This is a genomic window from Acidimicrobiales bacterium, from assembly GCA_036270875.1.
Taxonomy (GTDB): Bacteria; Actinomycetota; Acidimicrobiia; order Acidimicrobiales; family AC-9; genus AC-9.
In genome coordinates this window covers 26,260-47,866 of sequence record DATBBR010000031.1, presented here as the reverse complement: position 1 = coordinate 47,866, position 21,607 = coordinate 26,260, and the positions used below count along the sequence as shown (strand labels likewise).

Below are 21,607 nucleotides of genomic sequence, written 5' to 3'. Positions count from 1 at the left end.
GATGCGGGACGCTCAGGCTAGTAGGCGGGGCAGTCAGCGCCAGAACGCCAGTTGGTCCAGGAAGCGGCCCCACAGCCCCTGGTGGGCGGGCGCCGGCGCGGCTAGACCTCGCTGGCTTGCGGGCTGCGGGCCAGCGGACGGTTTGGCGGCCGCAGGCTTGGCTGTGGCTGGCTTGTTGGCGGCGCCGTTCTTGGCCAGGGCGCCTGGAAGGACGGCGTAGGCCTCCTCGCCTGGCTTCACCAACCCGTAGTCCTTGCGCGCCAGGCGCTCGATCTCGGCGTCGGTGTTGAGCCGGCCGATCTGGTTGGTCAGCTGGCGGTTCTGGGTGTCGAGGGCCTGGAGCTGGTGGGTGGCGCTCTTCACGTCGCCGCGCTCTTTCAGATAGGAGCGGGTTGGGAACACCACGAGCACCAGCACGGCCAGCGTGGCGCCAGCGGCGGCCAGGAGCACGACGGTGTGGCGCGTCACCCGCCCCCCGATGCAGGGTCGGGACGCTGACCACCCGACGCGCCGGCGCTCGACAGCGCCGAGCGTCCGCGGTAGGCAGCGGACTCGCCCAGCTGATCCTCGATGCGCAGCAGCTGGTTGTACTTCGCCACGCGGTCCGAGCGGGCTGGCGCCCCGGCCTTGATCAGCCCACAGTTGGTCGCCACGGCCAGGTCGGCGATCGTGGCGTCCTCGGTTTCGCCGGAGCGATGAGACATGACGTTCGTGTAGCCGTTCCGCGCGGCCAGATCCATGGTCTCGAGCATCTCGGTGAGCGTGCCGACCTGATTGGGCTTGATCAGTATCGAGTTGGCCACCCCCACACGCACGCCTCGCGCCAGCCGCTCGAGGTTGGTCACGAAGACGTCGTCTCCCACCAGCTGGATCCGCCGCCCGAGGGCAGCCGTGAGCGCAGCCCAGCCGTCCCAGTCGTCCTCGGCCAGGCCGTCCTCGATAGAGACGATCGGATAGCGGTCGCACAGCTCCTGCCAGTAGGCCACGAGCTCCTCGGCCAACAGCTTTCGGCCCTCGCCGGCCAGGTTGTACTGGCCGTCCCGGTACAGCTCGGTGGCAGCGGCGTCGATGGCGAGGGCCACGTCCTCACCCGGCACCAGCCCGGCATCCTCGATGGCGCGAACGAGGGCCCGGACGGCGTCCTCGTTGGACGGCAGGTTGGGCGCGAAGCCGCCCTCGTCACCGATGGCGGTCGACAAGCCCTCGGCGTGCAGGTGCCGCCCGAGGGCGTGATACGTCTCGGCCCCCCAGCGCAGCGCTTCGGAGAACGAGACGGCCCCGACGGGCATGATCATGAACTCCTGCACGTCGACGTCGTTGTCGGCGTGGGCACCGCCGTTCAGCACGTTCATCATCGGCACGGGGAGCACGTGGGCGTTGGCCCCGCCCACGTACCGGTAGAGGGGCAGGCCGACATCGGCCGCCGCCGCCCGGGCCGTCGCCATCGAGACCCCGAGCACGGCGTTGGCCCCGAGCCGGGCCTTGGACTCGGTGCCGTCGAGATCGACGAGGGTGGAGTCGAGCACGCGCTGGTCAGCGCCGTCGAGGCCGACGACGGCGTCGGCGATCTCGCCGTTGACGCTCGCCACCGCTCCGAGGACGCCCTTGCCGCCGTAGCGGCTGCCGCCATCTCGCCGCTCGGTCGCCTCGAACGTCCCGGTCGACGCCCCGGAGGGAACGATGGCCCGCCCGGTGGCCCCCGAGGACAGCTCGATCTCGACCTCGACCGTGGGGTTGCCACGGGAGTCGAGGACCTCTCTGGCTTCGACGTGCTGGATCCGGCTCACAGCGGTGTGGCTCCTGTGGTTGTTGTTGAAGAAGTTACCTCTTGTGGCCACGCGATCGAGGACGATCAGGCCGAATCTGGGCCATCGGCGCCGGATCTGGCCGCTTCGTCCCACAGGGAGCGGCGGCCGGCGGCATCGAGGCGAGCGACGTCGATGCCGCGCCTCGCGGCCAGGCCCTCGGTCGCCATCACGGCATCGCGGAACCGGATTGTGGCTCTCCGCAGGCCGGCCTCGGGATCCTGGCCGAGATGGCGGGCCAGACCCACCACGGCAAAGAGGAGATCGCCCAGGCGCTCCTCGCTGTCGGGCCGGCCCGCCGTGCGGGCTGTCTGCTCCTGAGCCGGATCGGCCAGGGCGGCCAGGTCCTCCTCGGCGACGAGGCGGGTGGCATCGCCCGAGGGCCAGTCGAAGCCGAGGGTGGCCGCCTTGCGCTGCACCTTGTGGGCGTGGAGCAGGGACGGAAGGGCTGAGGGGATCCCGTCCATGACGCTCTGGCGACCCTTCTCCTGCTTCTTGATCTGCTCCCAGTTGGCCATGACGACGTCGGGCGTCTCCGCCTCGACTGTCCCGAACACGTGCGGGTGACGGAGGACCAACTTGTCGTGCACCCCCCGCGCCACGTCGGCCAGGCCGAACTGGCCGGCCTCCGCCGCCAGCACGCTGTGGAAGTAGACCTGGAACAGGAGGTCGCCGAGCTCTTCTTCGAGATGGTGGTAGGACGCCGGGCCCGCGCCCAGCGCCTCGATCGCCTCGAGCACCTCATAGGTCTCCTCGAGCAAGTGGCGGGTGAGCGAAGCGTGGGTCTGCTCACGGTCCCACGGGCAGCGCTGCCGCAGGGTCCGTACCAGCTCCTCGAGCCGGGACAGGTCGGCCGCCACGGGCTCGGCGAGGTGGGGCACGAAGAGCGTGGTGAGGTGGTCGGCCTCGACCGACCGGTCCAGGTCGGCCCAGTCGACGTCGAACACGGCCTCGTCCGCCAGGCCCAGTCGCTGCAGCACGGTGACCCTGGCATCCGGAGGGTGGTCGACGGCCAGCTTGATCTCCGAGAGGACCTGGTCGCTCCAGCACTGACCGACCAGCAGCGGGCCCCGCTCCCCCGCGGCTTGGACTGCGAACGACGGCCCGTCGACCAGACGCACGCTCGAGTCGATGGGGTCGATCCCCAGGCGGTCCCACGCCAGGTCGAGGAACGACGGGCCCAGAAGCACCTCCAGCTCGATGCGCGGGTCGTCCCGCAGCAGCTCGACCGTCCGCTCCGATACCAGCGGCGAGCCCGGGACGGCGTAGAGGACCTCGCCGTGGACCGTCGCCGCCTCGACCAGCGCGTCCACGATCCCGGCGTAGACCTCCTCGAACGAGGCGATCGAGTCGTACAGCTCGTCGAAGGAGCGAAAGTCGCCCACGGCGGCCGCCGCCGGGTGGCGCGCCGTGCGGAGGTAACGGTGGTGGGCGCGCTCGATCGCCGTGCGGGTCGCCGTGGTGATGAGCTCGGGCCCGGCCGGGCCCAGCCCGACCACCACCACCCGAGGTGTCACGGCGCGGTCGAGCCGATGCCTGACGGCAGTGCGCCCGAGCCGCCCACGGAGGTGCTCGGGTTGGCGGGGACGAAGTTGAGCATCGACGACGGCGGCGCCGACGGCGGGACGATCCCAGCCTGGTTGCCGCGGGTCGCATAGGTGCCGTAGCGAGGATTGACGGTCACGCTGGCACGCGACTCGTCGCGCTGCAGCGTGCTGGTCAGCGCCGTCTGGGCGTTGGCCAGAAGGGCCGCCCGGATCTGGGGTTGGGCCTGGGCCAGGGACAGGGGCTGGCGGGACGTCACCTCGATGAGGTGCCAGCCGAACTGGGTCTGGGTGGGCTGGCTCAGCTGGCCGGTGGGCAGCGCGTCGACGGCCTGCTCGAACCCGGTCACGAAGCGTCCCGTCGGTCCGCACCCCAGCTGCCCACCGTTGGCTGCGCTGGCTTGATCCTGCGATTGGGACTGGGCGACCTGGGCGAAGCTGGCCCCGGCCACGATCTGGGCCCGCAGGGCGGCGGCATCGGCCTGGTTCGAGACCAGGATGTGGCTGACGCACTGCTGGACGAAGCTCTGCTGGTGCGTGGCGTAGTACTGGGCCATGGCGACGGGTCGGATGTCGACGTGCGCGAGCTGCGCCTCGAGCGCCGTCACCTCGGCGGAGTGCCGGATCAGGGTGTTCTGGTAGGACGCCGGAAGTCCGCTGAGGACGTTGGCCCCACCCAGGGCGCTCGCCGTGTCCCCCCGGGACAGGTTGAGGTCCTGGCCGCTGACGGTGATCCCGCGGCGAACGACCTCCTGGTGCACGAGCTGGAAGACGATCTGGCGGTTGAGAACCTGGGCCACGAACGAGCTGTCGAAGCTGTCCTGGCCGGCCCCGGTGACCTGGCTCTGGCTCTGGATCTGGTTCAGGTAGGCGGGATCGCTCCGTATCGCCACCAGCTCGCTGTTGATGTCTCCCTGGCTGATGGTGGCGCCGTTCACCGTGGCCGCGTAGGGGGCCGTGGTGTTGCACCCGGCGCCAGCGAGGGCGAGCACGCCGACCGCGAGGACGAGGACCTTTCGCACGGTCTCGGGATGCTACTGGCTGGCCCCCACTTGTTGGCCATCGGGGCGCCCGTCACCGGCGCCGGCGGCCGTGCCGGGGGGAACGAGCTCGCCCAGCAGCTCGACCAACGCCTCCGGCACGTCCACCCCTCCGGGTAGGGGTACCACCACCTGCCCCAGGTCTTCCTTGTAGACCGCCCCGGGGTGCCGGCGTCGGAGACCCACCTGGGTGCTGGCCTTGAGGGAGAGAGGGGAGAGGCGGGCCACCGCCTGGCCTCCGCTGATGCCGCCCCGGCGGGCCGGCGTCACCGTGATCTCACGCACGCCCGAGCGGACGCACTCGGCCCGCAGACGTCCCACGGCCAGCAGGGCCTCGGCGGGCGGGGGCAGGGGCCCGAAGCGGTCGAGCCACTCGGTGCGGATGTCCTCGACCTCCGTGGGCGTGGTGACCGCGGCCAGCCGGCGGTAGGCCTCGAGGCGGAGGTCCTCACGAGCGACGTAGTCGCTCGTGAGGTGGGCGTCCACGGCCAGGTCCAGCTTGATCTCGGCGGGCTCGCGGCGGACCTCCCCCTTCAGGTCGGAGACCGCCTCGCTGACCATCTGGACGTACAGGTCGTAGCCGACGGCGGCGATGTGCCCCGACTGGTCGGACCCCAGGAGGTTGCCGGCGCCGCGGATCTCCAGGTCCCGCATGGCGATCTTGAAGCCTGATCCCAGCTCGGTGTGCTCGCCGATCGTGCGCAGGCGCTCGTAGGCCTCCTCGGTCAGGCTCCGCTCGGGAGGGAAAAAGAGGTAGGCGTAGGCCCGCTGGCCGGCCCGGCCCACGCGGCCGCGGAGCTGATGGAGCTGCCCCAGCCCCAGGCGGTCGGCACGATCCACGACGAGCGTGTTCACCGTGGGCATGTCGATGCCCGACTCGATGATCGTCGTGCAGACAAGGACGTCGTACCGGCCCTCCCAGAAGTCGATCACGACCTTCTCGAGGGTGCCCTCGTCCATCTGACCGTGGGCGACGGCAATGCGGGCCTCGGGCACGAGGCGGCGCAAGCGCGTCGCAGTCGCCTCGATGTCGTAGACGAGGTTGTGCACGAAGAACACCTGGCCCTCGCGCAGCAGCTCGCGCCGGATGGCCTCGCTCACGGCCCGCTCGTCGAGCTCGCCCACGTAGGTGAGGATCGGCAGCCGCTCGGCCGGAGGCGTGCTGATGAGGCTGAGGTCACGGATGCCGGTCAGGCTCATCTCCAGCGTGCGCGGGATGGGCGTGGCCGTCAGGGTCAGCACGTCGATGCCGGTGCTGAGGGCCTTGATCGCCTCCTTGTGCGACACACCGAAGCGCTGCTCCTCGTCCACCACGAGGAGTCCGAGGTCCTTGAACTTGATGTCCGAGCTCAAGAGGCGGTGGGTACCGATGACGAGGTCGACCGAGCCGTCGGCCAATCCGTCCACGACCCGGCGAGCCTGGGCCGTGGTGAGGAAGCGGGACAGCACCTCGACCCGCACCGGGTAGGGGGCGAACCGGTCGGAGAAGGTCTGGAAGTGCTGCTGGGCCAGCAGCGTCGTCGGCACGAGGACCGCGGCCTGCCTCCCCTCCTGGAGCGCCTTGAAGACGCCCCGGATCGCGACCTCGGTCTTGCCGAAGCCGACGTCTCCGCACACCAGTCGGTCCATCGGGACCGGCTCCTCCATGTCCGCCTTCACCTCGGCGATGGCCCGGGCCTGGTCGGGCGTCTCGGCGTAGGGGAACGCCTCCTCCATCTCACGCTGCCAGGGCGAGTCCGGACCGAACTCGTGACCGGGCGAGGTCGTCCTCGCCCGGTACAGAGCGACCAGCTCCTCGGCGATCTCGCGCACCGAGGCCCGCACCCGGGCCTTGGTGCGCTGCCACTCCGAGCCGCCGAGGCGGTGCAGCGTCGGCGTCTCCCCGCCGGTGTAGGGCGTGATGACGTCGATCTGGTCCGACGGCACGTAGAGCTTGTCGCCACCGCGGTACTCGAGCAGTAGGTAGTCGCGCTCACCGCCGCCGATGGCGCGACGAACCATCCCCGCGTAGCGGGCCACGCCGTGCTGGTGGTGCACCACGTACGCGCCGGGCGCCAGGTCGTCGAAGAAGCCTTCCTGGGGCCGGACCCGGGGACGGGCCTGCCGGTGGGCGCGACGCCTGCCGGTGACGTCGGTCTCGGCCAGCACGGCCAGCTTTGCCGAGGGCAGGACGAACCCGCCCTCGAGGGCCTGGACGACGATCCGCACCCCCGGAGCGGTGAGGTCAGACGGGCTCCCGTCCAGCAGGGGCGCGGACAGCCCCTCCTCGCCCAGGATCGACGCCACGCGCCGGGCGCTCCCCTCGCCCTCTGCGCAGACCGTGACCGAGTACCCCTCACGAACGAGGCCACCGAGCTGCTTGGCCAGTCGGGCGGCGTCGGCGACCACCGGATCCCAGCCCGTCGCCGCGATCCTCGGCGTCGCGGGCGCCTCGGGCGTCGAGGTGACGGACAGCACCGGCGCCGTGGTGCGGGCCAGCAGCCGCTCGAACGGCAGGTGCAGCCGGGGGAACGCCCGAGTGGCGCCGTCGTTCGCCCCCCACGTCTGGGCCAACGTGGCCGCCAGGGCGACCTCCTCGTCGATCAGCTCGGCCGCCCGGTCGCGCATCCGCCGGGGGTCGACCAGCACGACCTGGCCCGACGGGCCGACGAGATCGCCGAGGAGGTGCTCCTCGCCGGCCAGCCACGGCAGCCACGACTCCATGCCGTCGAACACGAGGCCCTCGGCCAGCCGCTCCCACTGGTCCCTCCCCCAGGGCTCCTGGCCGACGAGGAGGCGGGCCCGGTCGCGAACCGCGGTGGTTGGGAGGAGCTCACGACAGGCGAAGATCTCCACCCGCTCGAGATCCGCCATCGACCGCTGGTCGTTCACGTCGAAGGCAGTGAGACGGTCGACCTCGTCGCCCCACAGGTCGATGCGCACCGGGTCGTCGGCGGTCGAGGGGAACACGTCCACGATGCCACCCCTGACCGCCACCTCGCCGCGGTGCTCGACCTGGTACTCGCGGCGGTAGCCGGCGCGGGACAGGCGCTCGACCAACTCGTCGGTGTCGAGGACGTCGCCCGCGGCGACCACGATCGGCTCGGCATCCTCGACCCGGGGTCCCAGCCGCTGGATGAGAGCGCGCACGGGGGCCACGATCAGGCGGGCGCCGCCAGCCGGGTCATCGCCAGCGTGGCGCAACCGCCACATGGCCCGCAGCCGCCGGCCCATCGTCTCCACGCTGGGGCTGACCCGCTCGAACGGCAGCGTCTCCCACGCTGGGAAGGTCTCGACCGCGTCCGGTCCGCTGTAGGCCCGCAGGTCGAAGGCGAGTCGCTCGGCAACGGTGCCCGTGGGCACCGCCACCAACACCGGGTGGCGCTCGCTCAGCTGCGCCAGCCCGGCCAGCGCGAACGCCCGCGCCGGCTCCGGAACGGCCACCACGGCACCGGGCGCGCCGAGCACGTCGACGAGCGCGTCCTCGTGACGGAGCAATCCAGGCAGCGAGCGCAGGCTCACCGGGTCAGGGTACCGGCGTCGCCAGCGGCCGCCGGCGGCGGGGTCGGGGCGTTCAGGCGTCTTCGCGACGGCTGTTGAAGCGCCGCATGGCGGCGTCGATGCCCTCGCCGAGGATCAGTTCCACGGCGTCGGCTGCCTCCTCGACGGCGACGTCCAGCTCGGCCCGCTCTCCCCGCCGCGGCGGGCCAAGGACGTGATCGGCCCCTTCCCGGCGGCCGGGCGGCTTCCCGATACCGATGCGCACACGGGCGAAGCCGGCGTCGTGGAGATGGGACTGGATCGACCTGAGCCCGTTGTGCCCCGCCGTGCCCCCGCCCAGCTTGACCCTGATCCGCCCGACGGGCAGATCTAGCTCGTCGTGGACGACGACCAGCCGCCCGAGGTCCTGCACCCCGTACCGGCGAACGAGGCCCGCCACCGCCGCGCCAGATTCGTTCACGTAGGTCTGGGGGAAGGCCAGCGCCATCCGCCGGCCCCCGACTCGGACCTCGGTGGTGAGCGAACGCGAGCCGCGGGTCAGCCGGAGGCGGCCCCCGTGGCGCTCGGCCAGGAGCGACACGGCATCGGCGCCGAGGTTGTGCCGGGTGTGGCCGAACTCGGGGCCGGGATTGCCGAGCCCCACCGCCAGGAGGTCGGTGGGGGTGCCGGTCCGGGGACGGAGCAGGGCCTAGCCCTCGCCGCCCTGCTCGCCCGCCTCGCCGCCCGAGCCTGCCGCGTCGTCGGTGGGGGCCTCGCCCTCCCCTTCGGCTGCCGCCTCGGCGCCCTCCTCGGCGGCCGCCTCCTCGCCCTCGGGCACCAGGTCCGCCTCGCTCACCTGTGGCGCCTGGCCCACCACCACGGGGGCCTCAGGATCCATCTCCGTCGTCACCCCGCTCGGCAGCGCGAGCTCGGTCACGCGGATCGTCTGGCCGATCGTCAGCTCGCTCACGTCGACCTCGACGAGATTGGGGATGCGGCCAGGGACAGCGTGGACCGCGATGGTGAACAGCTGGTGGTCCACGTGGCCGTCGTCCCGGTGGACGAGGATGGCCTCGCCGACGAGGACGATGGGCACCTCGGCCGTCACGACCTCGTCCCGACGCACGATCTGGAAATCGACGTGGGCGACCGTGCCCCGCACGGGGTGGCGCTGCACCACCTTGGCCATCGTCAGCTGGGTCGAGCCGTCCACCTTGAGGGCCAGCAGGGCGTTGAGCCCCGCGTCGGTGGTCAACGCGGCCCGCAGGTCCTTGGCATCGACCGCCACGGGCTGCGGGTCGACGCCGTGTCCGTAGACGACGGCGGGGACCTTGCCGGCCGCCCGGAGGCGACGGGACTCCGCCGAGCCGACAGGTCGGCCGGCTTCGGCAGCAATGGGGATCTCGGCCATGCGAACGCGCTCCTACCCGGGAAAGGGGCACCGGGCGAAGATGAGTCTAAGCCATGGGCGGTTGCCGCAGCACCAGCACCGCCCCAGGCCCCGGCTACGTCTGGTTCTCTCCCCCGAAGATCTCCGAGACCGACGTGTCCTCGAACACGGCATCGATGGCGTCGGCGACGATCTTGGCCACCGACAGCACCTCGATCTTGTCGATCCGGCGATCCTCGGCCAATGGAAGGGTGTTGGTCACGATCACCCGGGCCAGCGGCGAGGCCTTGAGCCGGTCGAGCGCCGGATCCGACAGCACGCCGTGGGTCGCCATCGCCCAGACCTCCGCCGCCCCACGGTCGACGAGCAGCTCGGCGGCGGCGCACACGGTGCCCGCGGTGTCGATGATGTCGTCGATGAGCACGCACCGGCGCCCGGCGACCGGACCCACCACGTCCATCGCCTCGACCTCGTTGGCCGTCTCCTTGGCCCGCCGCTTGCGCACCATGGCCAGGTCGCCGTCGAGGTGCTGAGCGAACCGCTCCGCCACCTTCACCCGCCCCGCGTCCGGCGCCACGACCACCATGCCGGCCGTTCCCTCCCGCCGGAGGTAGTGGGTCAGCACGGGCATCGCCGTGAGATGGTCGACCGGTCCGTCGAAGAACCCCTGGATCTGGCCGGAGTGCAGGTCGACGCTCACCACCCGGTCCACGCCGGCCACGCGCAGCATGTCAGCGACCAGCTTGGCGGTGATCGGCTCCCGGCCGGACGCCTTGCGGTCCTGGCGGGAATAGCCGTAGTAGGGGCATACGGCGGTGATGCGCTTCGCCGACGCCCGCTTGGCGGCGTCGATCATGATCAGCTGCTCGACGATCGAGTCGTTGACCGGTCCGCAGTGGGTCTGGATGATGAAGACGTCGGTGCCTCGCACCGACTCGCCGAAGCGACAGTGGATCTCGCCGTCGGCGAACTCCAGCAGGTTCGCCTCGCCCAGCTCCACCCCGAGATGCGTGGCGATCTCCTCCGCCAACGCCAGATGCGAACGACCGGCGTAGAGCTGCAGCCGCTTCCTCGGTACCAACTCCATCAATCAGCCCCCGTCTTCGTCTCCCACGCCCCGGAAGAATGGCCCGGTGAGCGTGGCCGGCGCCACCCGGCAGCCGGGCTCGAGGACAGCGTAGGGCCCCACCCGGGCGTCGGTGCCGACATCGGCCTGTCGGGCCACGCTGTGCTCCACGACGGCGCCGTCGCCGACCCGACAGTCCACCAGGCGCGTGTCGGGCCCGATGAGTGCGCCCGTGGCGACGGCCGTCGACCCCTGCAGGATGGTGCCGGGAAGGAGCGTGACGTCCGGAGCGAGCTCCACCGAGGCGTCGACATAGGTGCGCTCGGGATCGTGCATGGTCACGCCCCGGCGCATCCAGCGCTCGTTGGTGCGGTCACGCAGCTCGGCCTCGGCCACGGCCAGCTGCGCCCGGTCGTTCACCCCGGCCGCTTCCATGGGGTCGGCCACGACGAGCGACGAGACCTGGTAGCCGGCGTCGTGCAACACGGCGACCGTGTCGGTCAGGTAGTACTCGCCGTTGGCGTTCTCCGGGGTCAAGCGGCGCAAGGCCGGGGCCAGGACGCTGCGGCGGAAGCAGTAGACCGACGTGTTGACCTCGTCGACCGCCCGCTCCTCCTCGGTGGCGTCGCCCTCCTCCACCACGCGGGCGATCCGGCCGTCCTTGTCCCTGACCAGGCGTCCGTAACCAGTTGGGTCCAGCAGGCGGGCCACGAGCAGGCTGGCGGCGGCATCGCTGGCTCGGTGGGTCCGCACGAGGGCGGCGAGGGTGGGAGGCCGGAGCAGCGGCGCGTCGCCCGGAAGGACGACCAGGTCGCCGTCGTCCTGCTCGTCGTCGGGGTTGTCCGGAAAGCCCGTCAGGCCCACCGCCGCGGCGTCACCAGTGCCCCGCTGCACATGCTGCTCCACGAACTCCACGCTGAACGTCGCAGGAGCCCCCTCCTGGACGGCCTTGGTGACGCCCTCGGCGCCGTGGCCCACGACCACGACGACCCGCTGGATCGGAAGCTCGGCCAGGGCGTCGAGGACGTGGAGAACCATGGGGCGCCCGCACAGCAGGTGGAGCGGCTTGGGCTGGGCAGACCGCATCCGCGTGCCCTCACCGGCGGCCAGCACCAGGGCCGACAAGGGACGGGACCCTTTCGACGATCTCATCGGCTCACCTCCTCGCGCCCTCCACGACCGTAACGGGGGTCGGTGCCCACTCGTGCAGGCTACGCCCGCCGTCTCCGATGTAGGGGGACGTGCAGTCACCGGCAGTGTCATCGCCCCTGCGTAGCCTGGGGCGACAGTGGCACTCGGCGCGTACCCCGGCTCCTTCAATCCCCCGACGGTCGCCCACCTCGCTATCGCCGAGGCGGCTCGGCGCCAGTGCGGGCTCGAGCGGGTGGAGCTCGTCGTGTCCCGGTCGCCGTTGGGCAAGGAGCCCGACGATCTGGCCCGGTTGGAAGACCGGCTGGCCGTGCTCGAGGCCATGGCGGCGCGCCGGCCGTGGCTCGGTGTCCGGGCGACCGACGCTCGCCTGCTGGCCGACGTGGCCGACGGCTACGACGTGCTCATCGTGGGTGGTGACAAGTGGGCCCAGCTCGTCGACCCCCTCTGGTACGGAGGGTCGGAGGCGGCGCGCGACGAGGCGCTGGGGCGCATTCGTCGGATCGTGGTGGCGCCTCGCCGCGCCCACGAGCTCACCGGCTGCGAGATGCTCGAGCTCGGCGACTTTCATCTCGACGTCTCGGCTACAGAGGCCAGGCGCGGTCGAACCGACTGGATGGTCCCCGAGGCGGCGGAGTTCGACGAGCTCACCGGGGCGTGGACCGATCCCGAGCGCTACCGCCGCTGGCTGCAGGCCGACGCCGACGCCGACGAACGCGCATGAACGCCTCCACCGGGCGTGCGCTGCTGCTCGAGGAGCGTGTCGGCGACCACTTCGCCGCCCACGGCTACCTCGTCCGCCGCAATGCCTTTCTGGACGGCCGGTCGGGAGGCAGGCACGAGATCGACGTGCTGGCCGAGAAGTCGGACCCCCTGACGACGTTTCGGCTCGCCGTCGAGTGCAAGGCGTGGGAGGCACCGATCGAGAAGGACGCGGTGTCGAAGCTGAGCTACATCCTTACCGACCTGGGCCTCAACAAGGGGATCATCGTCGCGCTCCACGGCTGGCGCAGCGGTGCCGAGCGGGCCGCAGTCGAGCTCGGAATCGACCTGTGGGGGCCGGCCGAGCTGCGGGGGCTGCTCGGGGCCGCGGTCGCGCGCCAGCTCGACGTGGGAGTGCCGGCCCGGTTGGCGCACGGCTACCCGTTCGTCGCAGCCGAGGACCGGGCGCTGACCCGGGCGCGCCTGCAGGGAAAGGGCCGGCTCGGCATCCGCACGGTGGAGCAGCTCGTCTGGTTCAAGCCGGTGTGGGTCCCCACCTACCTCGTCGACCTGAGCATCACCTCGACGGACGTCCGCTGGGGCAAAGAGCGGTTCCTCACCACCGCCATCACCAACAGCTACGAGGCCCTTTCCGGCACCTTTCTTGGACCGGCCTCGCCTGAGAACGGCGAGGTCGTCGACGTCGACTTGTCCGTAGGCGCCATCACGCCGGGTGTTCGGGACACCAAGGTGGCGAGCGACATCCGCCGCGCCTTCGAGCGCTGGGACGAGGTGCAGCAGGACGCCGCCAGGCTCCGCCACGCCGCCGTGTTGGCGGCCCTCGGCGTCACGGTGCCGTGCCGGCGCGCGACGGTGGACGACTGCGCGTTGGTGTACGCGCCCTTCTATGTCGGTTGGCTGCGCACGGGCACCCACGACCGCGTCGTCGCCATCGATGGTGTCTCGGGGGCGCTGTCAGAGCGGATGTCAGCCGTTCTCACGTCACACATCAGCCACGTGCGGAGCTCGCTGCTCAGCGCTTGACCCGCGCGCAGAGGAGGGCGATGTCGTCGGCTCGCTGATCCTCTCCCAGCATGGATGCGAGGACCATGTTGATGAGCTGTCGCGGATCGCCGTGCGACTGGGCCGCCGCCAGCTGGCTGAGGCGATCGAGACCCTCACTCACCAGCCCGCCACGCTCCTGTATGAGACCGTCGGTGTAGAAGAGGACCGTCGAGTGGGGACCGAGCTCGATCTCGCCCTCCGAGTACGTGAGGCCACCCATCGCTCCCACCAGCACCGAGCTTGGCTCCTCGAGGTAGGTGGCGGTCGGCCCTGGCCCGATGATCAGCGGAGGCAGATGCCCGGCGTTGCTCCAGCAGAGGCGGCGCGTGGTCGGCTCGTAGATGCCGTAGATCAGGGTCGCCATCTGGTCGGCCTCGAGACCGCGCGCCAGCTCGTCCACGTAGTTGACCACCACCGCGGGACGGCTGCCCGTCCACGCGTAGGCCCTGACCGCGGTGCGCAGCGACGCCATGATGCTCGACGCCCGCAAGTCGTGGCCGATCACGTCGCCGATGACCAGGCCGACGCGACCGTCGGAGAAGGGGATCACGTCGTACCAGTCCCCGCCCACGTCGGTTCCCGCCGCGGGCAGGTAACGTGCGGCCACGTCGAGGCCGGGGACCTCCGCCAGCCGCTCGGGGACGAGGACCTGCTCGAAGGCCTTGGCCACGTGGCGGGCCCGCTGGTAGAGCTGGGCGTTCTCCACCGCCAGGCCGGCCTTTCGCCCGAGATCGATGGCCACCGCCAGATCGGCGTCGCCGAGGTGCCGGCCCGACTCGGCCGATACCACCGTCAGCGCGCCCAGCACACGCGCCCTCCCGCGTAGGGGTACCACGACGGCCGACTCGAGACCGAGGGCCCGGAAGGTCTCGAGCTGCTCGGAGCTGGCAGCGCTGGTGGCCAGGAGCTCGTCGGTGACGGCCCGGAACAGCCGCGGCTCCCCGCCCTTGAGAACCGCGGCGACGGGCGAGGTGCTCGCGAGCCCGGGAGAGGCGTCGAGATCGCTCTGCACCAACGCCGTCCCGACCGGATCACGGTGGGCGGCGGCCGCAGTGCGCACGGCACCTGTCTCGTCCATCACGTGGACGCCACACCAGTCCCCCAGCACGGGCACCACGAGGCGGGCCAGCCGGTACAGGGCAGTGTCGGGATCCAGCGTCTCGGTCAGCACCGTGCTGGCCTCGGCCAGCAGGGCGAGCCGGGCCAACAGGGCGTCCTGGTCGGGCTCGCCCCCCACCATCTCCTCGATTCGACCTCCGCCGCCCTCGAGACGGCCAATGTCGGCCATCTCTTAACCTCTTCGAGATCGGCGGCTCTTGTCCTGCTCGCCGGGGGCCGGGCTGCCCTCATGGGCCGGTTAGCCCTCCCACTTCCTGGGTAGGTAGTCAGCAGCTGGCTAGTGGGCACTGGGGGTTGGGTGGGCCAAGCCGAGGGGCTCGGCTTGGCCGCCCAACACAGCCCAGCCGGGTGTGGTGAGGTGTCGCCGGGATTTCACTCAGATAGGTGACCCCTCGTCCCCTTCTCTTCGTGAGCCGACCCGTCTACGGTGGAACACGACCGCGGCGGCTCCCCCCTCGTGGTCAACAGAGAACGGCCGGGGGCCCTGGTTGAAAGGCGAGGGCCCAGGGCCTCCGAGCCGTCCTTTCTTCTCGTCGCTCCGGCTCGTCTTGTGATTGACCGAGTGGCTCGCGCGCTTTTGGGACGTTCTGCGTCCGTCGTCAGGCTAGTTGGGCGAGGGCGCGGAGGGCGGGTGTGTGATCGTGATGATCCCCGTCAGCCCGCTCAGCTCCAGGACCTTGAAGACGTTGTCGCGCGGCGAGTCGATCGTGAGGTGCCCGCCGCGCTCCTGGAGGGCGAAATGCGTCTGCGCCAGCACGGCGATGCCGGTCGACTCCATGAACGCGGTGTCGCCCAGACCGACGACGACCTCGCCTCCGGCCGCGACAAGCCCGGCGAGGATGCCGCTGAGGCGGGGCGCAGTGAAGATGTCGAGCTCTCCTCTGACGCTCACGACCGACGTGCCGTCGTCCTCCGAGACAACCACGCCGAAATCAGGCGCACCGTTCATCAGACCCTCCCTCGTGACTAGTTGCGTACCACGGCGGGGATGTCCTGACAAGAGGCGCCCGACCCGGCTCCGTCAGCGCCAGGCGGGGAGGTTGTCGACCCCCGACGCCAGTGGCGGCACGTCCCGAGGAGCCTGCGCCGGGTGTCGGTCATAGCCCACGGGATGCCTCATAACGGGCTCGCCGTCGACACCGTCCGTCACCGTGCCCCGCTGTCGAAAGAGCTCGGCGCCGAGCATCTCGTTCTGCGAGAGCACAGGTGACACAGGCACGCCGGCCTCGACGAGGGCAGCGACGACCTCGTCGCGCTGGCTGCTGCCGATCGCCTTGACGATGCGCTCGTTGAGCTGCTTGCCGAGCGCCACGCGCTCGGCGAATCTGAGCGGCGCCGCATCGTCGAGACCGAGGGCGCGCACGAGGTCCGCCCACGCGCCGTCCTCGCTGAGGACTCCGAGGGCGATCCAGCCGCCGTCGGCGGTAGCGAACGTCCCGTAGCCGGGGAGGTCGCCGAGGGACCGACCGTCGGACATGGTGAGCGGCGGGAGGGCTCCGGTCCATGTGGCCAGGATGTCGGTCATCGACACGTCGATGCGCTCGCCCTCCCCTCGCCGTTCTCGCCGCACCAATGCGGCGCTGATGGCGAGGGCCGCGTAGGAGCCGCCGGCCAGGTCGGCGATGGGCGGGCGACCGACGACGGGACCGTCGTCGCAGCCTGGTCGGGGCTCGACCACCCCGGCCCACGCCTGGTAGTTCAGGTCGTGGCCAGGAAGCAGACGCAGGGGCCCGTCCTGCCCGTAGCCCGACACCGAGCAATAGACCACGGACGGGTTCGCCGCTCGCACAGCCGCGTCGCCGATGCCGAGGCGGTCGACCACGCCGGGACGAAATCCCTCGACCACGACATCCGCCGACGCCGCCCGCGCCAGCACCGCGTCGCGTGCGGACGCCTCCTTGAGATCGATGGCCACGGCTCGCTTCCCCGCATTGAGCACGGCGAAGAGCGTCGGGAAGACGCGCATCGGGTCCCCGCCCGGCGGCTCGACCTTGAGGACCTCGGCCCCCAGCTCGACGAGCAGCTGGGTGGCGTAGGGCCCAGGTCGCCAGATGCTGAGATCGAGGACTCGGATCCCGTCGAGGAGCGCGCCTTCGGCGGCCGGCACGGGTCGGCTGGTAGGCCCTCGTCGGCTCTCTTGCCCAGCCATCACACGACGAGGCCGCGGCCCGTCACCAGCGGCAGGTCCAGGGCGCTCAGCAAGCCCGGCGGGGCGGCGACGACTGCCGGCACCGCGTTCACGAGGCGCATGGCCGTCGCCTTGAGGCCGGCGGTGTTGTGATCGCCGTCGCTGCCGAGCAGCTGCAGGTCAGCTGTGTAGTTGGGCTCGCCGGTGACAATCACCCGATAGCCGCCCTGGCCCGGGGGCTGCGGCCACTCCGGTGCCAGGTCGTCCCGCAGCCGGGTCACGTGCTCGACCACCACGAGTGCTCGCCCATGGCGCATGCCCCGGACCTCGAACCGCAGGGCGGCGGCCGTGCCCGCTGCGATGGTGCCCGAAGCGACCTCGAACGTGTCGGGCGCTGGGACGCGCTCGTAGACCTGCTCGACGTCGTCGAGCTCGACGCCCAGCCCGGCGGCCAGCTGGCGCACGACGCTTCCCCAAGCGGTGGTGAGGGTGCCCGGCTGGAGCAGGAGCGGCGTCTCGTCGAGCGGACGTCCGAAGCCCATGATGTCGAAGAGCACCATGGGCTGGTCGTAGGTGGCGTAGTTGAGGATCTCGAGGCAGCGAACCTCCTCGATGCGCTCGCTGATCCCGGTGAGCACCAGCGGCAGACAATCGTTGGCGAAACCGGGGTCGATGCCGTTCACCCACAACGACGATCCGCCGTCGAGGGCGGCCCGCCGCACAGGATCCACGATCTCGTCGGGCACGACGCCATCGGGGTATTGGAGGAACACCGGCCCGCTTGACACCACGTCGATGCCGGCCCGGAGGAAATGCTGGAGATCCTCGAGGGCCTCCATGAGGCGGTGGTCGGCCATGGCCGAATGCACGATGCAATCGGGACGGAGGGCCAGGAGAGACTCGGCGTCGGTGGTCGCCCGGACGCCGAGCTCTTTTCCGATCCCGGCCAGCTCGCCGGCATCCCGCCCCGCTTTCGCCGGGCTCGACACCCAGACGCCGATCAGGTCCAGATCCGGGTGGGCGTGGATCCCGGCGATGGCATGTCGACCTACGTTGCCGGTGCTCCAGCCCACCACCCTGTAGCTCACGGGCCCCTCCTCACTCGTCTCACCGTCCGTGAGACCGAGGCCGAGGTTAGGCCGCGGTCACGAGCGCTGGCCCGGGGGTGGCGATCAGGGCAGCAGCTGGAAGCTGCCGGTTCCCCATGCCGACGACGCCACCGCCCGCTCCACCGCCTGCTCGCTGTCGCCGGCTTTGAGGGCGCTCAGGATCCGCCCGTAGGCGCCAGCCTGCAGAGTCTGGGCCGTGGCCGCCAGGCCCTCGGGCCAGCTCGTGTAGGCCTGGACCCCGGCGCCGTTGATCGAGTACGAGCCCGGCATCCCGCGCGTGGTGTTGAGCGGGTTGAACTTCGCCGGGCTGTTCCAGGCGCCGCCCTCGGCCCGGACCCACGACACGATGGCCCCGGTGTTCTGCGCCGTGAGCGGATCGCCGAGCGTCTCCAGCAGGGCGACGGCGAAGTCGTGGGACGTGTTGATCACCATCTGCGCGGGCGAGGTGGTCGTCGTCGGAGCAGGAGCAGCCGCCGTGGTCGAGCGAGCAGCGGTCGGCGCCGGTGCCAGCCCCGTCCCCGTGGTGGTGCCGTGTCCGGGGGGCGTCGCGCCGCCCTGGTCGGGGGTGTGCGGCCGGTCGCCACGCGAGCCGCCCAGGCCCGAGCTGGCCAGGGCCTTGTTCGGGTCGCCGAGGGAACCGATGGCGGCGGTCTGGGCGGCCCTGAACCGGGCCACGCCGACCTTGTGGGCGGCGGCCGCGGCCCCGCAGATCATCACGACCGGGCTCACGGTGGCCACTGCGCTCACTGCCAGGGCGGCAACACGTGACCGAGGGCCCGAAATCACCTGGCCACAGTTCGCCGTCGCGGGCCGCTGACCCTCTGTGGCTGTGGAAAAGGGCACGGCCGAGCGGCCCCGCAGGCCCGCTCTCGATGGCGGACAGCGTCGTCGTAGGCTCAGACCGTGCGAGCCCAGACCCTCGCACCGCGGGGAGGAGTGACCCATGCAGATTGAGGCGGAGACGACGATCGCACGCCCACGGCCCGAAGTGTTCGGCCACCTCGCTCACGCCGAGCGGTTGCCCGAGTACGTGACGCAGTTCGCCTGGGTGAAGCAGGTCTCGCCGGGTGAGCCCGCCCGCGGCACCGCGTACGGCTACAAGATGGCGCGCGGCCAGACCGAGAGCACGTTCGAATGGACCGAGTTCGAGGCCCCGTCGAAGCTCGCTTGGCACGGGCCGCCAGCAAAGGCGGGCCCCGGCTCGATGGAGCCGGGGGGGTGGTGGGAGCTCTCGGACGAAGGCTCAGGGACCAGGGTGAAGCTGGTGATGGCGCCCAAACCGGGCGGCCTGTTCAAGCTCATGGCCCCGTTGATGTCGGGGTCGATGCGCAAGGGCAACGCCCAGGCACTGGAGCGACTCAAGCAGCAGCTCGAGGGCGGCTCGTCGTCGGGGTCCTGAACGTCGGCCGGCGACGGTCCCTCGGGTACTTCATTCTGTTTCACCTTAGGTCGAAAGTGGGCGGGTGGCGGGCGTTGCCGATGGCTCATTTCGACCAAAGGTGGAACGACCGCAATGTGCAAGGACTCACCAACCGGGAGGGCGTGGACATGACCGTGCCGAGCTTTGATGACGGCATCCTCATACGGGAGGTCGACGCCGAGATCGTCGGGATGGCCCCGGTGACCGCGCGGCTGCTCGCGGACAGCGACGCCACGGGTGGCGCGCTCAGTGTCATGCGAACGTCGCTCGGAAAGAGTGCCAACGGAGCGCTGCCGCACACCCACACCAAGTCCGCCGAGCTGTTCTACGTGCTCGACGGGAGGGTGCAGATCCTGACCGGCGGCCAGGTGGTGACCGCCAACGAGGGAGACGTCGCCGTGGTCCCGCCCAACATGGCCCACGCCTTTGCCGCCGCGCCGGGCCATGCCGCCGAGCTGCTGATCGTCCTCGCACCCGGCATCGAGCGCTTTGGGTACTTCAGGCTGCTCGAGCGGCTCGCCAAAGGCGAAGCGACGCTGGACGACCTGATGGCGTCACAGGACCTCTACGACAACCACTTTCTGGAGAGCCCGGCCTGGCAGGCGGCTAGAGCATGAGCCTGGCGGCGAGGCCTCTCAGCTCGCCGTCGTCGTCCCGCCAGGACTCGACGTCGCCGAAGCCGAATGGGGCCAGTTCTCTGACGAGGGTCGCGTCCTGCTTGCCACCGATCTCGATGAGGAGCCAACCGCCGGGACGTAGGAGCCGGCCGGCTGCCACGACGACGCGGCGGGCAACGTCAAGCCCGTCGGTGCCGCCATCCAGGGCGGCTCGTGGCTCGTAGCGCTGGACGTCGGCGGGCAAGAGTCGGAGGTCGCTGGTCGGGACGTACGGCGGCACGGCCGTGACAACGTCGAAGGTGCGGTCGGAGGGCAGCGGCAGCTCGAGGTCCGCGACGAGGGCGCGGACGCCATTTCGCGTCGCGCAGGCCACGGCCTTCGGGTCGACGTCGATGCCGATGACCGAGGTGGCCGGCAGCTCGGCCAGGATGTGAGCTGCGATGGCGCCCGCGCCAGTGCACAAGTCGGCGGCGCGGGCGTGGTCCGGGAGCAACCGGCTGGCCCGCCTGGCCAGCTCCTCGCTCTGGATCCGAGGGACGTAGACACCAGGCGCGACGTGGAGCCACCGGCCACAGAACTCCAGGCCGCCGGTGATCCACGCCAGCGGCTCGCCCCGCTCCCGCCGGCTCAGCCATGCCTCGAGCGTCGGAGGGTCGGGAGCGATCCCCAGGAGATCGTGCGCCTCCTCTTCAGCCGCAACGCACCCGGCGGCGCGCAAGCGCTCGACCACTCTCGAGGCGCGCTCAGTCTGCCGCACGGGCGATGTCAGCTCGTCCGGCCTGCTCGTGTGTCGTTGAACCGCGGCGATGCCATCACCGCCGTGCCGAGCTGGAGGAGGCGCACGTCGCCGATCGGCGTGCCACTGCCGCGGTTGCAGACCATGGCGAGAGACAGCTCCCGTGACGGATCGGCCCAGCCGCCGGACCCACCGAAGCCGAAATGACCAAACGCCTCGTCGATAACCCCCCGGGTAGTGCCGACGAGGTGGTACCCGAGTCGCCAGCGCATTCGCATCACCAAGACGAGGTCTCGTCGCCAGGACTGGATGCTTTCCATCTCCCGGACCGTCTCGGGCGACAGCAGTCGGACACCATCAGTCGTGCCCCGTCCGGCGATCATCGAGTACAGACGAGCGAGAGAGCGGGCGGTGAAGAAGCCGTTGACCGCTGGGATCGAGGCGTCCATCACGTCGCTCCCGGACAGCACGTCCTCGACGCCCCGGGGAGCCAGGGTGTTGACGATGCGGCGAGGGTTGACTGGGAACCGCACCAATGACGCAAGCCTTCCCACCTGCGCGCCCATCATCTTCTGTGCGTGACGAACCGGGCGAGGACCGAAGGAGAGGTGGCCCATGGGCTCGAGCGGGGCGACCCGGTCACGCTCGGCTGGCGGGCAGCCGAGGAAGAGGCCGTTGACGCCAAGCGGAGCGGCCACCTCGTCCTGCACGAACACGTCGAGGGGCTTGCCCGAGACTCGCCGGACAACCTCGCCGACCAGCCAGCCGTAGGTGAGCGCGTGATAGCCGTTGGCCGTCCCCGGCACGTAGGCCGGCGCCGCCCGCGCCAGCGCGTCGACCATGTAGTCCCAGTCGAGCATGCGGTACGCCCCGTCGATCACAGATCGGATCCGGTGCAGTCCGGCCGAGTGGCTGAGCAGGTGACGAAGCGTGAGCTTCTCCTTGCCCGCCTGGGCGAACTCGGGCCAGTACGCCGCCACCGGGGCCTCGTAGCTCACCTGGCCGCGGTCAGCCAGTAGGTGGAGCGCGGTCGAGGTCAGGCCTTTCGTAGTGGAGAAGCACATGGCCATCGTGTCACGCTGCCACGAGCCTCCTTCGTCGTTGCGGCGGCCGCCCCACAGGTCCACGACCAGCTCACCCCGGTGGTAGACCGCTACCGCGGCGCCACCCGTGGTGCGCCGCAATTGACTCCGGAACGCGGACGCTACCGGCTCGAAGTCCGGATGCACGAAGCCTTCGTCACCCACTGGAAGCCCCA

General features: G+C 71.0%; 20 protein-coding genes. 4 read left to right on the top strand and 16 right to left on the bottom strand.

Annotated elements, in window-relative coordinates:
* Positions 1-33: 33 nt before the first annotated feature.
* The 9 genes from VH112_03140 to VH112_03100 form a co-directional block, all read right to left on the bottom strand.
* Entirely contained in the window at positions 34-468 is a 435-nt protein-coding gene (locus VH112_03140; GenBank protein HEX4539215.1) for a septum formation initiator family protein, read from the bottom strand.
* Positions 465-1,787 (bottom strand): phosphopyruvate hydratase, encoded by a 1,323-nt coding sequence (gene eno / locus VH112_03135; GenBank protein ID HEX4539214.1) that lies wholly within the window; start codon positions 1,785-1,787, stop codon positions 465-467. Before eno ends, VH112_03140 begins: the two co-directional genes overlap by 4 nt.
* A 65-nt stretch (positions 1,788-1,852) precedes the next feature.
* Complete coding sequence (gene mazG / locus VH112_03130) at positions 1,853-3,322, bottom strand: nucleoside triphosphate pyrophosphohydrolase (GenBank protein ID HEX4539213.1); 1,470 nt, start codon at positions 3,320-3,322, stop codon at positions 1,853-1,855.
* Complete coding sequence (locus tag VH112_03125) at positions 3,319-4,371, bottom strand: peptidylprolyl isomerase (protein HEX4539212.1); 1,053 nt, start codon at positions 4,369-4,371, stop codon at positions 3,319-3,321. Before VH112_03125 ends, mazG begins: the two co-directional genes overlap by 4 nt.
* 12 nt (positions 4,372-4,383) lie before the next feature.
* Complete coding sequence (mfd, locus tag VH112_03120; GenBank protein HEX4539211.1) at positions 4,384-7,890, bottom strand: transcription-repair coupling factor; 3,507 nt, start codon at positions 7,888-7,890, stop codon at positions 4,384-4,386.
* A gap of 52 nt (positions 7,891-7,942) precedes the next feature.
* A complete protein-coding gene (pth, locus tag VH112_03115; GenBank protein HEX4539210.1) occupies positions 7,943-8,512 on the bottom strand; it encodes an aminoacyl-tRNA hydrolase in 570 nt (189 codons plus the stop codon).
* A 45-nt stretch (positions 8,513-8,557) separates the two neighbouring features.
* Positions 8,558-9,259 carry a 50S ribosomal protein L25 gene (locus VH112_03110; protein HEX4539209.1) on the bottom strand — a complete coding sequence of 234 codons (702 nt, stop codon included), beginning with the start codon at positions 9,257-9,259 and terminating at the stop codon, positions 8,558-8,560.
* 94 nt (positions 9,260-9,353) lie between these two features.
* The gene (locus VH112_03105) at positions 9,354-10,325 is read right to left on the bottom strand and encodes a ribose-phosphate diphosphokinase (GenBank protein HEX4539208.1); all 972 of its coding nucleotides are present in this window, start codon (positions 10,323-10,325) and stop codon (positions 9,354-9,356) included.
* A 3-nt stretch (positions 10,326-10,328) separates the two neighbouring features.
* The gene (locus VH112_03100) at positions 10,329-11,456 is read right to left on the bottom strand and encodes an NTP transferase domain-containing protein (protein HEX4539207.1); all 1,128 of its coding nucleotides are present in this window, start codon (positions 11,454-11,456) and stop codon (positions 10,329-10,331) included.
* Between the two features lie 136 nt (positions 11,457-11,592).
* Between VH112_03100 and VH112_03095 the strand changes: the two genes are divergently transcribed.
* Both VH112_03095 and VH112_03090 read left to right on the top strand, forming a co-directional pair.
* Complete coding sequence (locus VH112_03095) at positions 11,593-12,177, top strand: hypothetical protein (protein HEX4539206.1); 585 nt, start codon at positions 11,593-11,595, stop codon at positions 12,175-12,177.
* The gene (locus VH112_03090) at positions 12,174-13,199 is read left to right on the top strand and encodes a restriction endonuclease (protein ID HEX4539205.1); all 1,026 of its coding nucleotides are present in this window, start codon (positions 12,174-12,176) and stop codon (positions 13,197-13,199) included. The genes VH112_03095 and VH112_03090 overlap by 4 nt, the downstream gene beginning before the upstream one ends.
* On the opposite strand, the gene VH112_03085 is transcribed toward VH112_03090, so the two are convergent.
* The 5 genes from VH112_03085 to VH112_03065 all read right to left on the bottom strand — a co-directional run bounded on the left by VH112_03085 (position 13,189) and on the right by VH112_03065 (position 18,314).
* Positions 13,189-14,508 carry a GAF domain-containing SpoIIE family protein phosphatase gene (locus tag VH112_03085; protein ID HEX4539204.1) on the bottom strand — a complete coding sequence of 440 codons (1,320 nt, stop codon included), beginning with the start codon at positions 14,506-14,508 and terminating at the stop codon, positions 13,189-13,191. The two genes, VH112_03090 and VH112_03085, sit on opposite strands and share 11 nt — an antisense overlap.
* 435 nt (positions 14,509-14,943) lie before the next feature.
* The gene (locus VH112_03080; protein HEX4539203.1) at positions 14,944-15,288 is read right to left on the bottom strand and encodes an STAS domain-containing protein; all 345 of its coding nucleotides are present in this window, start codon (positions 15,286-15,288) and stop codon (positions 14,944-14,946) included.
* Positions 15,289-15,360: 72 nt separating this feature from the next.
* The gene (locus VH112_03075; protein HEX4539202.1) at positions 15,361-16,446 is read right to left on the bottom strand and encodes a CoA transferase; all 1,086 of its coding nucleotides are present in this window, start codon (positions 16,444-16,446) and stop codon (positions 15,361-15,363) included.
* 41 nt (positions 16,447-16,487) lie between these two features.
* Positions 16,488-17,555 (bottom strand): hypothetical protein, encoded by a 1,068-nt coding sequence (locus tag VH112_03070; protein HEX4539201.1) that lies wholly within the window; start codon positions 17,553-17,555, stop codon positions 16,488-16,490.
* Between the two features lie 84 nt (positions 17,556-17,639).
* Complete coding sequence (locus VH112_03065) at positions 17,640-18,314, bottom strand: hypothetical protein (protein HEX4539200.1); 675 nt, start codon at positions 18,312-18,314, stop codon at positions 17,640-17,642.
* Positions 18,315-18,519: 205 nt separating this feature from the next.
* Between VH112_03065 and VH112_03060 the strand changes: the two genes are divergently transcribed.
* Positions 18,520-18,975, top strand: a complete 456-nt coding sequence (locus VH112_03060; protein HEX4539199.1) for an SRPBCC family protein — start codon at positions 18,520-18,522, stop codon at positions 18,973-18,975.
* 116 nt (positions 18,976-19,091) lie between these two features.
* The gene (locus tag VH112_03055) at positions 19,092-19,613 is read left to right on the top strand and encodes a cupin domain-containing protein (GenBank protein HEX4539198.1); all 522 of its coding nucleotides are present in this window, start codon (positions 19,092-19,094) and stop codon (positions 19,611-19,613) included.
* Here VH112_03055 and VH112_03050 read toward each other — a convergent pair.
* Together VH112_03050 and VH112_03045 are read right to left on the bottom strand one after the other, a co-directional pair.
* Positions 19,603-20,370, bottom strand: coding sequence for a peptide chain release factor N(5)-glutamine methyltransferase (locus tag VH112_03050; GenBank protein ID HEX4539197.1), 768 nt, complete (start codon positions 20,368-20,370; stop codon positions 19,603-19,605). The genes VH112_03055 and VH112_03050 overlap by 11 nt on opposite strands.
* Before the next feature lie 8 nt (positions 20,371-20,378).
* On the bottom strand, positions 20,379-21,596 hold the full coding sequence (locus VH112_03045) for a serine hydrolase domain-containing protein (protein HEX4539196.1): 1,218 nt from the start codon (positions 21,594-21,596) through the stop codon (positions 20,379-20,381).
* Between the last annotated feature and the right edge of the window lie 11 nt (positions 21,597-21,607).